Source organism: uncultured Capnocytophaga sp., from assembly GCF_963525585.1.
In the GTDB taxonomy this organism is placed as follows: Bacteria; Bacteroidota; Bacteroidia; order Flavobacteriales; family Flavobacteriaceae; genus Capnocytophaga.
Genome location: NZ_CAURLX010000028.1, coordinates 14,584 through 31,414 on the forward strand (window position 1 = coordinate 14,584; position 16,831 = coordinate 31,414).

Below are 16,831 nucleotides of genomic sequence, written 5' to 3' on the forward strand. Positions count from 1 at the left end.
GTTTTATATAAATATTATATTTGTTTAAATCAGTATTCTTTTATAAAACAATTTTTATAAGCAAATCAATACTTTATAGTTCTCACGTCTATTCCTCCTCTCGTATCTACTTCACAGTCATAGCTAATCCCTTCAGGTAGGGTTTTATAGTATTGTATCTTTCGGATACGAGTGATATAGGACTGCTCGGCGATGGCACGCTTTTCATCATCTTCTATAAGGGTAATAAGAGTACGCTGAGGATGAGTGAGTAACAAAAGAAAATCTACTTGTCCGTAGTCATCTGCCCAGTGAAGGATGGTAGCATCTTCAGGCAAAGCAAGTGAAAGCTTGTGATACTCTCCTTTGCGCTTTTGGAAATCAGCACGGACAGCTTTCACTATATAAGGCTCCTTATAGAGGTAGTTCAAGAAAAGTTTTTCCTTGAGGTAATTAACTCCCTCCAAGCGCCTTCTTAGAAGGGTGAATTGTTCTCGGAAGTGCTTGCCTATCAGCTTAGCTCGCTCTCGTGGGGTGGTACCAAAGCGTAGGTCATCAGGGGCTATCTGCTCGGTGACTACCACGGTAATACTTCCGTCATAAATAGCAAAATCTCCTTTGGGCTGTACCTCAGAATTACCGTGTATATATACTAAGGTCAGAGGCTTTTGGAAATGTTCTGCCACAAGGAAAGCTCCCTTATGAAAACGATAAATGAAGTTACTCTCAGAACGTTTGCCCTCTGGGAAAATAACCACAGAAAGACCGTTGGCAAAGTTTTTTTTGAATATATCCATTCCCTTTTCTATCCCCTGAGAAATAGGGTAAAAATCCATCGCTTGTACATATCGCCCAAATACCACAGAATGATATACCCAATCATTGACCATATAACTCACCCGTGGCGTAAGCATTCCTATAGCAAGTGTATCGAGCCAAGAGGTGTGGTTAGCTATCAAAACCGAAGGCTGTATAAGGTCTATCCCTTGAGCACATTCTGTCCGCTTGCTTACAAAAGGGTTGGAATAAAGTACAGAAGTACTAAATTGGGCTGCCCATTTACGAATTCTAAGAGCTTTTCCTTTAGGAAATATCTTCAATAAAAGCCAAACAATATTCGAAAATAGAACTGACGAAATTACATAGTAAAGAATAGAAAGCATACTATGAAGGAAAATGCGTAAGGAAATCGGTGATAAGCCTTTTTTGGGTCTTCCAAAAATAAAGAACTTAAACAGGGATGGATAGAATACAAAAGTAATCACCAAAGCCGAAAATATCCCTATAAGCGACACCGAGGCTATAGACTTCAAGGCAGGATGCTTAGCAAAAATCAGAGTACCAATTGCCAAAAAAGTAGTAATAGAAGCCAATAGCACCGACACTTTATACACAGGAAGTTCATCCTTACCTGTAGAATAGTCCTTCTGTAGGGCGCAGGTCATAAAAATACTGAAATCGACAGAATGCCCTAGTACCAAAGTGCAAACAATCATACTAAAGACGTTAAATTCTATCCCAAAGATATTCATTAGTGCCGTGGTAACTACTCCTGTAATCCCAATAGGAATAAGGGTAAGCAAGACCAATTCAATACGCCTGAAGAAAATAAGTAATACAAAAAATATAGCAAAAGAAGCATACGAAGCCAGTGAAAGCACATCATCCTTGAGCTTTCCTAGAAAAGTCTCACTAATATTCTTCCTATCTATTATTAAAGTGGGTGTATCTTTTTCTATTTGTTGGATAAAAGTATCTCGCTGTTCTTGAGTAAGCTTTACCAAATTGGCTATAGTATAGAATCCTTCTTTTTCTGTAATAAAATCTTTTATAGGAATCGCTGAAAGTGCTTCATATTCTGCAAGAGAAGTAATAGGTTGAGGAGATTCTTTCAGATAAGCAAAGAAAGGAGCATACATAGAAGCCTTAAAGCCTACTTCTTGAGTAAAATAAGTTATTTCTTGTTCTATCTGCCCTATATGTTCTTTATTCCAGAAAGTTCGCCAGCGTTCTAAGCGTTTTTGTTGTTCTTTTTGGGGAAGAACAATCGCTCCTAAAGAAGAAAATTGCTTAAGCTTACCATCCTTCTGCATTTGCTCCAGAGAATGGTGCAAATTATAATTCTGTTCAAGAGCTTCCTCTAAGGAATTGCTATAAGCTGTAGCATAGAGAGATTTGTACTTACTATCTGTAAGCATTTCTAGCTTTTGCTGTGCTTGAGCATATCGGTCATTGAGGTAATTCACTGAAGATATATCTCCATTGAATCGTACTTCCTTGAAAGCCAGAAAACTCCCGAGAATAAAGAGCAAACAAGCTCCTACCACCCATTTGTTCTGGTGAAATGGATAAGCTCCTACCCTATCCAGAAAAGTTTTACGGGCTTCTATTGTGCGATTTCCTCTATAGAAATGAGGAATCAAAAGCAATGAAAGCAATGCAGAAACCATAATTCCCACCGAAGCAAATATCCCTAAATCTCGCATAACTTCTGAATGTACAAAGAGAAGACATAGAAAAGAAATAGCTGTAGTTATACTGCTCAAAAGAATGGGTATCGTAACCGAACGATAAAGCTCCACACTATCTTTGGCTACTTTATAATGAGTAAGAATATGTAATGAATAATCTATCGTAACTCCCAGAAGGACAGCTCCCAAACTGATTGAAATAGCGGATATACTTCCTTTGAGCAAGTACAGAAAAGCCAGTGCTGTAAGTACTCCAAAAAGAGAGGGTACAAAAGCAATCAGAGGCACCGAAATACTTCTATAGAAAAAGACTAAAAGCAAGCACAAAGCCGTAAGAGAAATAATCACAGTAGTGAGAATATCGGCTTTAATCTGAGAAGCATTACTAACTGAAATAAAAGGAGCTCCAAAGAATTCACAAGAAGCTTTCCCTTTGTACTGCTGGTTAAGCTGGTCTTGGAGTTGTTCTAGCCCTTGTACAAAAGCTGTATTATGTTCTGTATCACTTCCTTGATATACAGGATTAAGAAAGAAAAGAATATGTTGCTGGTCAGAAGTGGTTAAATAACCTTGTGAAAGGGTAAGGTCTGTACCTATATTGAGTTGTTGGAGCTTCTGTAATCCCTTGAATGTAAGCGAAAAAGGGTCTTTACGAACAAACTGTTGGGTAACCATTCCTGCAGGAGTAAGCATCATACGATAATGCCCTTCTACTAAAGCTTTTAAGCTATCTGGCTGTAAGCGACGTTCAAGAGAAATGTAATCTTGCTCTTCCAAAAATAGTGGGAAATGTTGATTGACAAACTCCCACGTTTGGTCAATCTCTTCTTCGGATACAATCCCTTGAATATCTGTAAAATACTGAGGGAATGATTGATACAGACTATCGCAAAGAACTTCTGTAAGCTGTTGCATATCTGAGAAAGAACCTTCTGATTCCTCAGTTATAATCACCGATATCTTATCCGAGAAATTTAATTGTTTAAGTACCTTAGCTGTAAGAGAAGTTTTTTCATTCTGAGGAAGTACCTTTGTAATATCTTCTTCAAAACGTAGTTGCAAAACCGCCCATAAAGCTACTCCTGCCCAAAGAAAAAGCAACAAAAAGGACAAAAACTTATGACGATGAACAATATCAAATATCTTTACAAGCATTATTTCTGAATATTCATTACTTTACGTATCCCTTCCATCATCTCTCTTCCTCCATTATATAGTACTTCATCAGCACAAGCTTCAGGAAAATCCTCTATCGCTGTTATAGGGATAGTTTTCTTAACTTCAGAGACTGACTTCCCATCTAAGGAAAAAAGATTTCCTACAAAAGAGAGTTGCTCTCCCTCAAGGGTAGCTTTCGCACCGATAGGCGCTGTACAGCCTCCCTCCAATCGCCTTAGGAAGCGACGTTCTATATCCGTTTCTAAGTCTGTAGGTAGATCATTGATAAGAGCCAAAGCTTCTCGAGTATAAGCATCCTCTTGCTTAGCCACCACCATAATAGCTCCTTGTGCTGGAGCTGGAGTCATCCAGTCCAATGCCTTTACTTGAAGCTGATTTTTATTCAATCTTTCCAAGGCAGCAGCTGCAAAAATAGCTCCTTGCCAAGAGCTATCTTCTAGTTTTTGTAAGCGGGTGTTAATATTTCCTCTTAAGTTCTCTATAGTATGGGTAGGATACCTGCGTAACCACTGTGCCTTACGACGTAAGCTTCCTGTAGCGATGATTACCTCTTGCTGAGTAAGGAAATCTAAATTTTCCTTATATACAAGCACATCCTGTACATTAGCACGCTTAAGTACTGCCCCCTTTACAATTCCCTGAGGAAGAAGTGTAGGCACATCCTTCATACTGTGAACCGCTATATCTATCTTGTCTTGTAACATAGCTATGTCAAGGACTTTGGTAAAAACTCCTGTAATCCCCATTGCATACAAAGGAATATCCAGTGTAAGATCTCCTTGTGATTTTACAGGTACCAATTTTGTAATATATCCTAAAGCCTCCAGAAGAGACTGTACTTTCCTAGCCTGCCAAAGAGCAAGCTCACTATCACGGGTTCCTATACGAAGGACTCTATCCATTTTACTAAAATTAATTTTAAAGTAATCTTTAAATTTGTTTTTACAAATGCACAAAGGTATTATTTTTTATTGAGTTATCCAAATAACTTCACCATTTCAAAAAGAATGCGTACTTTTGTCACTTCAATTATCCTATTTTATTCAGACAAAAATAATTTACATATGGATACCTTTGCCTTAGAGATTCTCAAGAAACACTGGGGATATGATAAATTTCGACCTACTCAGGAACCTATCATAACCTCTATCCTTCAGGGAAATGATACCCTAGCAATGCTTCCCACAGGAGGTGGAAAATCAATCTGTTTTCAGGTACCTGCCTTGATGAAAGACGGAGTATGCCTGGTCATCTCTCCTCTTATTTCTCTAATGGAGGATCAAGTAAAAAACCTTACTGATAGAGGTATCTCTGCCTTGGCTTTGGCTGGAAATATCCCTTTTTACGAACTAGAACGGCTAATGAGCAATGTGCAAAGTGAAGCCTATAAGTTCCTGTATATGGCTCCCGAACGCCTGAATAATAATGAAGTCGCTACCCGACTAAAAGCCTCTTCTATTAACTATATTGTGATTGATGAAGCCCACTGTATTTCCCATTGGGGAAAGGATTTTCGTCCTGCCTACCTAGAATGTAAAAAACTCAGAGAATGGTTTCCACATATTCCCATCATTGCCCTTACAGCTACAGCTACCGAAAGAGTCCAAAGGGATATTCTGGAGAATTTACAGATTCCTAAAGCTTCTGTTATCAAAGGAAGTCTCATTCGTTCTAATTTGGCTTATATGACTTATAAAATAGACAACAAATGGAACCGATTAGAGCGTATTCTCTTGAAAAACAAAGGGAGTAGTATTATTTATGTTAGAAACAGACGATTAAGTGAAGAACTGGCTCATCATCTTTGTGAAGAAGGGTTCTCTGCTATGAGCTTTCACGGAGGACTTTCTGTGGAAGAAAAAGGCAAACGATTGGCAATGTGGAGATTAGCTGATATCCAGATAATGGTAGCTACCAATGCCTTCGGGATGGGAATTGACAAAGCAGATGTACGAACTGTCATTCATTGGGACTTACCAAATTCCTTAGAAGACTACTTCCAAGAAGCGGGACGAGCAGGACGCGATGGGCTCAAAGCCTTCGCTATTATTCTATATAATGATAATGATGTAAAAAAACTCTTAGTTGATACCGAACGAAGCCAAGTTTCGGTCTCTTTTCTTAAAGAAATGTTTCCTAAACTCTGTAGTTATTTCCATTTAGCCATAGGAGAAGGTGAAGGCAATTCTTTTATCTTCAACCTTGCTGATTTTGCCCAGAAAACACAGTTAGACGCTCTAAAAATATACCAAGGATTGGAAGTTCTAGACCGTAACGGTATTCTTTCTCTTAGCCAAGCCTTTTTTAGGAAAGCTACCGTACGAATTCTTATTTCTAGTAGAGAAGCTATTGATTATTTACAAAGAAATATCCAAGAAAAAGAACTTCTTTTCTTCCTTATGCGTAAATATTCAGGAATTCACGAACAAAATATCTCTTTTAGAATAGAAAATATAGCTACTAATTTACATATTACAGCTTTAGAAGTACAAAAAAAATTAGAAAAACTACACAATGACGGTGTTATTAGCTATAAAAGCGAAAATACAGATGCTGAAATCACTTTTATTATGCCTAGAGACGATGATAGAACCATTAACTATATCTCTCCTCAAGTAAAATGGTATAATCAGCATAAAGTAGAACAATGCAATGATGTTCTTAAGTATATAGAAGAGGAAAAAGTATGTAATGAACAATTTTTACTCAACTATTTTGGGGAAAAATTAGGAACACCTTGCGGTATCTGCTCTCATTGTATAGAAAGCAAGCAGAAAAACCTCTCAAAGGAGCAGATAAAGGCAATTTCTGAAGAAATTTTAACTCTTATAGCCTATCATCCTATGTCCTCACAGGAAATTTGCTTAGCTTCTTCCTATTATGAATGGGAAATCCTACACGTACTTACCCTTTTGTTAGATCAAGAAAAAATAACCATTCTCGCTACTAATCAGTATGTTACAAAATATTAAAGCTTTTCCTCATTGCTTAAACTGACAATTTCAGAAAAAATGTCAGTTTTTTAAGCTGATATATAGATAATTTTTGTACTTTTGTCAGCTAAAATAATTATGGTATATTTTTTGCATAATTTATTTGTTTTTTAAAATTTAATATTAATCAATCATACATTCTATGAGTATTGTAAGTTCACTAATAAAAATCTTTGTCGGTGACAAGGCTAAAAAAGATATGAAAGAAATCGCGCCTTTGGTAGCAAAAATTAACAACCATCAAGCGCAATATAAATCATTAACTAATGATGAATTACGAGCCAAGACTATAGAGTTCAAGGAGCGTATTCATAAAGCCCGTGAAGTATATCAGGAAAAAATACAAGCCCTGAAAGCACAAGCTGACACCACAGAGAACATCGACCAAAAAGAAGATTTTTATACTGAAATAGATAAATTAACCGATGAGGCTTACAAAGCTGGTGAGAAAACCCTTAACGAAATCCTGCCTGAGGCTTTTGCTGTGATGAAGGAAACAGCTCAACGCTTTGTAGATAATTCCACAATAGAGGTAACGGCAACTCCTTATGATAGAGAACTAGCCTCTCTAAAAGACTATGTAACCATTGAAGGAGAGAAATCTCTGTGGAAAAACTCTTGGGATGCTGCAGGAAAAGCCATTACTTGGGATATGGTTCATTATGATGTACAGCTCATTGGAGGAATAGCTCTTCATCAAGGAAAAATTGCGGAAATGCAGACTGGTGAAGGTAAAACCCTTGTGGCTACCCTACCTCTTTACCTCAATGCACTTACAGGAAATGGTGTACACTTAGTTACCGTCAATGACTACTTGGCACGCCGAGATAGTGCTTGGATGGCACCTCTTTTCCAATTTCACGGACTTAAAGTAGAATGTATTGATAACTACCAGCCTAATTCTCTAGGAAGAAGAATGGCTTATGCTGCTGATATTACCTACGGAACAAATAATGAGTTTGGTTTTGATTATCTACGTGATAATATGGCTCATACACCTGACGAACTAGTACAACGTCCTCATAATTATGCCATTGTGGATGAGGTGGATTCTGTGCTTATTGATGATGCTCGTACCCCATTGATTATATCAGGTCCTATGCCTCGTGGAGAATTTCACGAATTTGACCTCTTCAAGCCTGCCGTAGAAGCCTTAGTAGAGAAGCAACGCAAGCACCTAACCAATGTATTAGCAGAAGCCAAAAAGCTTATATCTGAAGGAAATACCAAGGACGGAGGCGTCCTCTTATTACGAGTGCACCGAGGACTTCCTAAGAACAAAGCTCTTATTAAGTTCCTTAGTGAAGAAGGGATGAAACAGCTTCTACAAAAAACAGAAAACTATTATATGCAGGATAATAATCGTGAGATGCATAAAATAGATGAAGATCTTCTTTTTGTAATTAATGAAAAAAATAATCAAATAGAACTTACTGATAAGGGTATTAACGAAATGTCACAAGGAGAGGACAAAAATTTCTTCGTAATGCCTGATATTGGTGCTGAAATTGCTAATATTGAAAAGCAAAATCTCCCTATAGAAGAAGAAAATGCGCTAAAAGATAAGTTATACCAAGAATTTGGTGAAAAAAGTGAACGTATTCATACCGTCAATCAGCTTCTCAAGGCATATACACTATTTGAGAAGGATATTGAATATGTCGTTATTGATAATAAAGTTCTTATTGTTGATGAACAGACAGGTCGTATTATGGATGGACGTCGTTATTCCGATGGATTACATCAGGCTATTGAAGCCAAAGAAAATGTACAGATAGAAGCGGCCACCCAGACCTATGCAACCATCACTCTTCAGAATTATTTCCGTATGTACCGAAAGCTATCTGGAATGACAGGTACTGCAACCACAGAGGCTGGAGAGTTTTGGGAAATCTACAAACTAGATGTAATGGAGATTCCTACCAACCGCCCCATTGCACGTCGTGACCAAAATGATCAAATCTACAGAACCAAACGTGAAAAATATAATGCAGTTATTGAGGAGGTAGTAAGTCTTTCTCAAGCTGGAAGGCCTGTACTTATTGGTACTACTTCTGTGGAGGTATCAGAACTTCTAAGCCGTATGCTTAAGTTACGTAACATTCCTCATAATGTTCTTAATGCTAAATTACACAAAAAAGAGGCTGAAATTGTAGCTGAAGCAGGTAAGAAGGGTGTGGTAACTATTGCCACCAATATGGCTGGTCGTGGTACTGACATCAAGCTCACTGATGAAGTAAAAGAAGCGGGTGGTTTGGCTATTATTGGTACCGAAAGGCACGATTCCCGTCGTGTAGATAGGCAGCTAAGAGGGCGTTCTGGTCGTCAAGGAGATCCTGGTAGCTCAAAATTCTTCGTATCTTTTGAGGACAACTTAATGCGCCTTTATGGTTTGGAACGTGCCGTGAAGTTCCTTGATCGATTAGGACAAGGGCTCAAAGAAGGTGAAGTATTAGAACACCCTATTATCACTAAGAATGTAGAAAAAGCTCAAAAGAAAGTAGAAGAAAATAACTTTGGTATTCGTAAGCGCCTTCTCGAATATGATGATGTAATGAATGTACAACGTGAGGTTATCTACAAGCGTCGTCGGCACGCACTCTATGGAGAGCGACTACAAGTGGATATTGCTAATATCATTTATGATACTTGTGAAGCTGTACTAGAAAGTAATAAGCCCGGTAATGATTATAAAAATTTTGAATATGAGTATTTCAAATATTTTGGTACAAAACCTGAAGCTTCTGAAGATGAATTCCACAGAAAGTCTATTAAAGATTTACTAAGAACACTCTATCCAAAGCTTCTTTCCTCTTACAAAGAACGTATGGAGCGTAATGCTTCTATCGCTTATCCTGTAATTAAAAATGTATATGAGGATCAAAGTAATCAGTTTGAACGTATTGTAATTCCTTTTACTGATGGACAAAAAGGACTTAACATCACTACTGACCTAAAAGAGGCTTATGAAAGCGAAGGAAAGCAAATTATTACCGACTTTGAGAAAAATATTTCTCTAGCAATTATAGATGATGCTTGGAAAACACATCTCAGACAGATGGATGAACTCAAGCAATCCGTTCAGCTAGCTACTCACGAACAGAAAGACCCTTTACTTATTTACAAGCTTGAGGCTTATCAACTCTTCAAAGGAATGATTGAAAGAGTCAATAAAGAAATTGTTGCTTTTCTATTTCATGCTCAGCTTCCAACCACAGAAAATTCTGTTCAAGAGGCTCACGAAGTAAGAAAGAACCCTGAAAACCTACAAACTTCCAAAGAAGAAGTACTCAATTCCGATGAACTAGCTCAACAAAATAGAGAAGTTGGAGAAAAAGCTTCTGCCTCCACTCAAGTAACAGACCCTATTGTAAGAGATCAGCCTAAAATAGGAAGAAATGATAAAGTAATTATTCAGAATATCCTAAATGGGCAAACCAAAGAAATGAAATACAAACAAGCTATTCCCTTACTAGAAAAAGGAGAATGGGTAATAAAAAAACGATAATATCTATACCTTGATGAATAAGAATCATTATGCCATTATTATGGCAGGGGGCGTTGGCTCTCGCTTTTGGCCTGTAAGTACTTGGGCTTTTCCCAAGCAATTTCACGATATGCTAGGTACAGGGCAGACACTCTTGCAACGTACCTACCAACGCTTGGCGAGCTTTATCCCCAAGGAAAATATTCTTATCTCTACCAATGAAATTTATAAGAACTTAGTAAAGACACAGTTGTCGGGTATCTCTGATGAGAATTTAGTTTTGGAACCTTCTATGCGTAATACAGCTCCGTGCATCCTCTATGCAACTATGAAGATTCAAAAACGCAATCCTAATGCTGTTTTTATTGTAGCTCCTTCCGACCACTGGATAGAACAAGAAGATGAATTTCAGGACAATGTAAAGAACTGTTTTACACTATGTGAACAGCAGGATATACTGATGACTCTGGGAATCAAACCTACTTTCCCAAATACGGGTTATGGTTATATACAATATGACAAAACAGACAGCAAACCCAGTAAAAAGGTACTCCAATTCACCGAAAAACCTGATTATGAGCGTGCTAAACAGTTTCTCTCAGAAGGAAACTACCTATGGAATGCGGGTATCTTTATCTGGCGTACACAAAGTGTATTGAGAGCTTTTGAAAGATTCCAACCCAATTTGTTCTCACTCTTCAAGGAAGGAGAGACAGCCTATAATACACCACAGGAATGGGAGTTTATCAGGGATAATTATGGAAAGGCAGAGAATATATCGGTAGACTATGCCATTATGGAGCCTTCGGATAATATCTATGTATATCCTGTAGGGTTTGATTGGAATGATTTAGGTACTTGGGGTTCTCTACACGAGAAATTGGCTAAGGATTCTAATAACAATGCAGTAGTCAATGCGCTTACACTCTTTAAAAATGCCTCTGACAATATCATTCGTACCGATACCAACAAGGTAGTGATTGTAGATGGTATAGAACATTATATCATTGTAGATACGGCTTCGGTGCTAATGATCTACCCCAAAGAAAAAGAACAGAGCATCAAGGAGCTCTTAGGAGAAGTTAAAGAAAAATTCGGTAACAACCTCTCTTAAAGGCTTAAGAAATCACCTTTTGATATACTTTCAACAGATTTTCACAGACGTTTTCGTCTGTGAATTTTTGTACATAGTTATAGCCTACCTCCCTCATCTGTTGCATACGTTCGGGCGAGGAAAGGAGTTGTGTTATAGCCTGCCGAATCTCCTGCGCGGTATTTTTAGTAGGGTTTATATAGATACTTCCACTACCTCCAGCTTCCTCAAAGCAACTTCCTTTGGAGGTAATCACAGGAGTTTTAGAAAAAAGGGCTTCTATAATAGGAATTCCAAAACCCTCAAAAACAGAGGGATAGCAGAATATAGTCGCCATTTGGTATATCATAGCCAACTCCTGCATGGAAACCCCAGAGAGTACTCTCACTTGAGACTGTATTTTATTTTCCTTGCAATAAGCCTCTATCTTCTCGTAATAGGTGGTCTTCTTCCCTACCATAATCAGCGGCAAGCCAGTCCCCTTGATGGCTTTCACTATCTCTAAAGCATTCTTTCGCTCCTCTATAGCTCCTACATTGAGAACAAATCGATCAGGTAAGGCATATTTTTCTCTTACTTTGGCTTTTTCCTCCTCCGTATAGGTTTGCTTAAAAGCGGCATGACATCCCTGATATACTACCGATATTTTATTAGGATCTATATGAAAATAATCTACTATATCCCGCTTGGTTTGCTCACTGATGGCAATGATGTGCTGTGCCTTTTGGGTAGCATAGCGGAACTTGAGGGTATGTATCTTTCTGTCAAAAGAACTGTACCACTGAGGAAAACGCAAGAAAATAAGGTCGTGTATGGTTACCACCGTAGGAACATACTTGTATATACCCATAGGTATCTCCCCAGAAAGACCATGGTAGATATCTAATTGCTGTTCTTTGGCAAGGGTTGTAATATGGAAGAGCCGCCAAAGACTTTTGAGCTTTCTCCAAAAAAAGCCTTTGGGATTGATCTCGGTAGTCCTTGGGGTAATTTTCACCCCTAAGAATTTCCTTTTTATAGGGTTAAAAAGTACTAATTCCGTATCTGTTCTCTCTTGCAAGATACGAATCAGGTCGCGGCTGTAGTTACCCAAACCGCGAAAATTATGAAAAGCCCGCTTGGCATCGAATCCTATTCTCATTTCTCTGTCTTTAAAACCTCTTTCAAAAACTTAGCTGTATAGCTCTTTTTACTCTTAGCCACTTGCTCGGGTGTCCCCATAGCCACTACCTGACCACCACCCTTGCCTCCTTCAGGACCTATATCTATAAGATAATCCATCATCTTGATTACATCTAAGTTATGCTCAATAATAAGTACCGTATTTCCCTTTTCAGTGAGCTTGTTAAGCACTTCCATTAAGATTTTTATATCCTCAAAGTGTAGTCCCGTAGTAGGTTCGTCCAGAATATAAAAAGTATTACCCGTATCACGCTTGGAGAGTTCGGTAGCCAGCTTGATGCGCTGCGCCTCTCCTCCTGAAAGGGTGGTAGAGGGTTGCCCTAAGGTGATATAACCCAGTCCTACTTCTTGTATCGTCTTGAGCTTCCGGTAGATTTTCGGAATAGGTTCAAAAAAAGCCACTGCCTCATCTATAGTCATAGCCAGTACATCGGCTATGGATTTTCCTTTGTAACGAATCTCAAGGGTTTCTCTATTAAAACGTTTGCCATGGCAAGTCTCACACTCCACCAAGACATCGGGAAGGAAATTCATTTCAATCACTTTCATACCTCCGCCCTCGCAGGTTTCACAACGGCCTCCTTTGACATTGAAGCTAAAGCGCCCTGGTTTGTAGCCCCTGATCATTGCCTCTGGCGTATGGGCAAAAAGGTCACGTATTTCACTGAAGACACCTGTATAAGTAGCCGGATTAGAGCGTGGAATACGCCCAATGGGTGATTGGTCTATATCTATCACTTTGTCGATATATTCCAATCCCAAAATCTGCTTATAAGGCATCGGTTTTTTGACTGCATTATAGAAATGTGCATTGAGAATTGGGTAGAGGGTCTCATTGATTAGGGTGGATTTGCCCGAGCCTGACACTCCTGTAATCCCAATCATCATTCCCAAAGGAAATTTGACGGATACATTCTTGAGGTTATTACCTGTACAGCCTATGAGTTCTATAAAGTGTCCATTACCTTGACGACGTTCCTCAGGCACTTCTATAGCGCGTTCTCCATTGAGGTAGGAGGCTGTCAGGGTATGTGCCCTGAGCATTTCTTTAGGAGTGCCTGCGAAAATTACCTCACCCCCACCTTTCCCTGCCTTAGGTCCTATATCAATCACATAGTCGGCGTGGAGCATCATATCTGCATCGTGCTCTACCACCACCACCGAATTACCTATATCTCGGAGGAATTTAAGGGAATTAATCAGTCGCTCATTATCACGCTGATGCAAGCCTATACTAGGTTCATCTAAAGTGTAGAGTACGTTTGTTAGCTTGGAACCTATTTGGGTAGCCAAGCGAATACGCTGTGCCTCTCCTCCTGAAAGGGTTTTGGAGCTTCTACCCAATGAAAGATAATCCAAACCAACATCTAAGAGAAAACGTAAACGTTCACTAATCTCTTTAAGGATTTCATGAGCTATCTTCTCCTGACGAGCAGAGAGTTTTTCAGGCAAAGTATCAAACCATTGCATCAGTTCGGCTATATCCATGGCGGAAAGCTCGGCTATATTCTTATCAGCTATGCGAAAATACAAAGCCTCTTTTCTTAGGCGAGAACCCTCACATTCAGGACAGTTTTTTTCTTCCATAAAATCCTTTGCCCAACGTTGCATAGAAGCACTACTTTCCATATCTTGGTACTGTTGTTCTATAAAATTGACAATTCCATCAAAATCTATAGAAAAATCACGAGTTACCCCTATCACTTCGGACTTTTCTGAAAATTTCTCCTTTCCCCCGAAAAGAATCATATCTAAAGCTTCCTTGGGGAGTTTCTCCACTGGGTCGGAGAGTTTGTGTCCAAACTTTCTCAGTATGGTCTCTAATTGTTGGAATATCCAAGTTTTTTTTTCGGCTCCTATAGCTGTAATAGCCCCTTGTTTGATAGAGAGCGACATATCAGGAATGAGTTTTTTCAGGGTTACTTCCTGTACTGTTCCCAGTCCATTACAGTGTGGGCACATCCCCTTGGGAGAATTAAAAGAGAAGGTATTGGGCTCTGGCAGTGGGTAAGAAATTCCTGTAGTGGGACACATAAGGTTACGGCTGAAATAGCGAGGTATCTCATTTTTCTCCACAAGTATCATCAGGATTCCATTACCGTGTCGCATAGCTGTTTGTATACTTTCCGAAAGGCGTCGCTGAGTAGTATCATTATCCTTTACCTCCAATCGGTCAATTACCACCTCTATATCATGTGTTTTATAACGATCAAGCTTCATTCCGTACTCTATTTCACGAATCTGACCATCCACACGTACCTTGAGAAATCCTTGCTTGGCAATTTGCTCAAAAAGTTCGCGATAGTGTCCCTTACGCGACTGTACAAGAGGGGCTAATATATGAATTGCTTTGTTCTGATATTCCTCAAGTATCAGTTGTTGTATTTGGTTATCGGTATAGCTAACCATCTTCTCGCCTGTGCGATAACTATAGGCATCAGAGGCACGTGCATAGAGCAAGCGTAGAAAGTCATAAATCTCGGTAATGGTTCCCACTGTAGAACGAGGCGACTTAGAGGTTGTCTTCTGCTCAATAGCAATCACAGGAGAGAGTCCATCTATCTTATCCACATCAGGACGTTCCAGTCCTCCTAAGAACTGACGTGCATATGCTGAGAAAGTCTCTATATAGCGACGTTGTCCCTCTGCATAAATCGTATCAAACACCAAAGAAGACTTCCCACTTCCCGATAGACCTGTTACCACTACCAACTCATATCGAGGAATCTGTACATCTATATCTTTGAGATTATGTACTCTTGCCCCTTGTACTATAATATTTTTATCTTTTTTCATTTAGTTATAAATAGCGGACAAAGTTACTCTTTTTTCGGCAATATTTGCATAATATTTCCTTCAGAGTTTATTACCATTATAGGAAGTTAGCCAAATATTTGGGTCTGTACGAAAATTTTGACTTTTATTAACTTCAATATAATCAACCTCCCCTGTATTTGCATTAACCCAAATACCTGTAGAATTAAAAATCCCTATTTTATGATTATATGTTACTGTTGAAAATATGTAATAATCTTCGTAAACATAGAATAGAGGATATCCTTCTTTTGATTTAAGTTTTATCTTATCTTGATTTTCTGAAGCATAACTCAAATGTATTTGGTAAGCTTCTTCTAATTTTATATTTTTTGTAGATTCCCATTCTTGAAACTCTTGTGAATATTCATTATAAGGTATAGCTTTATTTTTATCTATTTTTATCATAAGGTTTTTGTGGCTTTTGCAACTACACAAAAGCATTACTAACACTAAATATTTAATGTAAATTCTCATCATTATTGATGTTTATAATTTTTTGTATAATAATTTTCTAAAAAAACATATTCTTGTTTTATAAAAGTAGAAGTAGAACTATATTCTCATTTGCAAAAGTAATAAAAAATGGAAAAAAGGCAAGTAGAAAACAAAATTATCTTTGTAGCTTTTAAAACACATTCTAAAATATTTGATTTTTTATCTCTTTTTCTTATCTTTGCAGAAAATAAAATAACATTGAAAGTTTTTACCCTCTGTAAGAAATGTTCTCAAGAATTTTCTTACAATACAGAAGCCAGTACCCGTATAGAATTTGCTATGAAAGAAGGAGAATCTGTAAAAATTCATTGCCCAAAGTGTAATTATGAAAGAGACTATACTCCTAATGATTTTTATGCAAAACCCTCAAAAATAGCCAAAATAACAGCCTTAGTATTGCTTATTATAGGAACTCCTTTAGTAGTCTATTGGGGATTTTTTAGCTTGTCTAATTACATAATGATAGGAGGTTTTCTACTGATACCTTTTGCTGCTTATCAAATTATTGATATACAAGAAAAACAACGAATAAAAGCTTTTAATTCACTTAATAAATAGAAGTATTTTACGAATTTTATAAAAAATATATTCTATAGAGACTCTTTTATTGAAAAATTTTTCTTACTTTTGTACTTATTTTTCATCTAACATAAAATTAGAACATCAATGAATCATCAATTAAAAATATTTAATTCCTTAACAGGAGAAAAAGAAGTTTTTGTACCCTTACACGAAAATAATGTAGGAATGTACGTATGTGGACCTACCGTATATAGCAATGTCCACTTAGGTAATGTACGCACCTTTATGTCGTTTGATTTTGTGTATCGTACACTTAAATTTTTAGGCTACAAAGTGCGTTACGTACGTAATATCACAGATGCGGGTCACCTTACTGATGATGGTGATGTGAACAACGACCGTTTTGTGAAACAATCTCGCCTTGAAAAACTTGAGCCTATGGAAATCGTACAAAAATATACCGTTGATTTTCATAAAGTTTTGGAGATATTCAATCTTCTTCCGCCAACTATAGAACCTACTGCGACAGGGCATATATTGGAACAAATCCAGCTTACAGAAAAACTACTAAAAGACGGCTTTGCTTACGAAAGCAATGGTTCTGTATACTTTG

9 protein-coding genes and 1 pseudogene are annotated in these 16,831 nt (G+C 37.9%); 5 read left to right on the top strand and 5 right to left on the bottom strand.

From position 1 onward, the window contains the following. Positions 1-65 precede the first annotated feature (65 nt). Together RYK20_RS07465 and hemC are read right to left on the bottom strand one after the other, a co-directional pair. A complete protein-coding gene (locus RYK20_RS07465; RefSeq protein WP_314894958.1) occupies positions 66-3,605 on the bottom strand; it encodes an MMPL family transporter in 3,540 nt (1,179 codons plus the stop codon). Beyond that, positions 3,605-4,531 carry a hydroxymethylbilane synthase gene (gene hemC, locus RYK20_RS07470; RefSeq protein ID WP_314894960.1) on the bottom strand — a complete coding sequence of 309 codons (927 nt, stop codon included), beginning with the start codon at positions 4,529-4,531 and terminating at the stop codon, positions 3,605-3,607. The genes RYK20_RS07465 and hemC overlap by 1 nt, the downstream gene beginning before the upstream one ends. Before the next feature lie 162 nt (positions 4,532-4,693). Between hemC and RYK20_RS07475 the strand changes: the two genes are divergently transcribed. The 3 genes from RYK20_RS07475 to RYK20_RS07485 all read left to right on the top strand — a co-directional run bounded on the left by RYK20_RS07475 (position 4,694) and on the right by RYK20_RS07485 (position 11,223). Beyond that, positions 4,694-6,601: a RecQ family ATP-dependent DNA helicase gene (locus tag RYK20_RS07475; protein ID WP_314894961.1), complete on the top strand. Its 1,908-nt coding sequence runs from the start codon at positions 4,694-4,696 to the stop codon at positions 6,599-6,601. A 163-nt stretch (positions 6,602-6,764) separates the two neighbouring features. Beyond that, positions 6,765-10,130, top strand: coding sequence for a preprotein translocase subunit SecA (gene secA, locus RYK20_RS07480; protein ID WP_311457154.1), 3,366 nt, complete (start codon positions 6,765-6,767; stop codon positions 10,128-10,130). Between the two features lie 13 nt (positions 10,131-10,143). Then, on the top strand, positions 10,144-11,223 hold the full coding sequence (locus tag RYK20_RS07485) for a mannose-1-phosphate guanylyltransferase (RefSeq protein WP_311457153.1): 1,080 nt from the start codon (positions 10,144-10,146) through the stop codon (positions 11,221-11,223). Between the two features lie 4 nt (positions 11,224-11,227). On the opposite strand, the gene RYK20_RS07490 is transcribed toward RYK20_RS07485, so the two are convergent. From RYK20_RS07490 to RYK20_RS07500, 3 genes are read right to left on the bottom strand one after another with little or no spacing between them, the layout of a single operon-like run. Then, positions 11,228-12,343: a glycosyltransferase family 1 protein gene (locus RYK20_RS07490; protein WP_314894962.1), complete on the bottom strand. Its 1,116-nt coding sequence runs from the start codon at positions 12,341-12,343 to the stop codon at positions 11,228-11,230. After that, positions 12,340-15,180, bottom strand: a complete 2,841-nt coding sequence (uvrA, locus tag RYK20_RS07495) for an excinuclease ABC subunit UvrA (protein WP_314894963.1) — start codon at positions 15,178-15,180, stop codon at positions 12,340-12,342. The genes RYK20_RS07490 and uvrA overlap by 4 nt, the downstream gene beginning before the upstream one ends. Positions 15,181-15,240: 60 nt before the next feature. Further along, the gene (locus RYK20_RS07500) at positions 15,241-15,606 is read right to left on the bottom strand and encodes a hypothetical protein (protein ID WP_314894964.1); all 366 of its coding nucleotides are present in this window, start codon (positions 15,604-15,606) and stop codon (positions 15,241-15,243) included. Positions 15,607-15,783: 177 nt separating this feature from the next. On the opposite strand from RYK20_RS07500, the gene RYK20_RS07505 reads away from it, so the two are divergent. Further along, the gene (locus RYK20_RS07505; RefSeq protein WP_314894965.1) at positions 15,784-16,254 is read left to right on the top strand and encodes a hypothetical protein; all 471 of its coding nucleotides are present in this window, start codon (positions 15,784-15,786) and stop codon (positions 16,252-16,254) included. A 108-nt stretch (positions 16,255-16,362) separates the two neighbouring features. Continuing rightward, positions 16,363-16,831, top strand: a pseudogene (locus RYK20_RS07510) (cysteine--tRNA ligase); the annotation flags it as partial.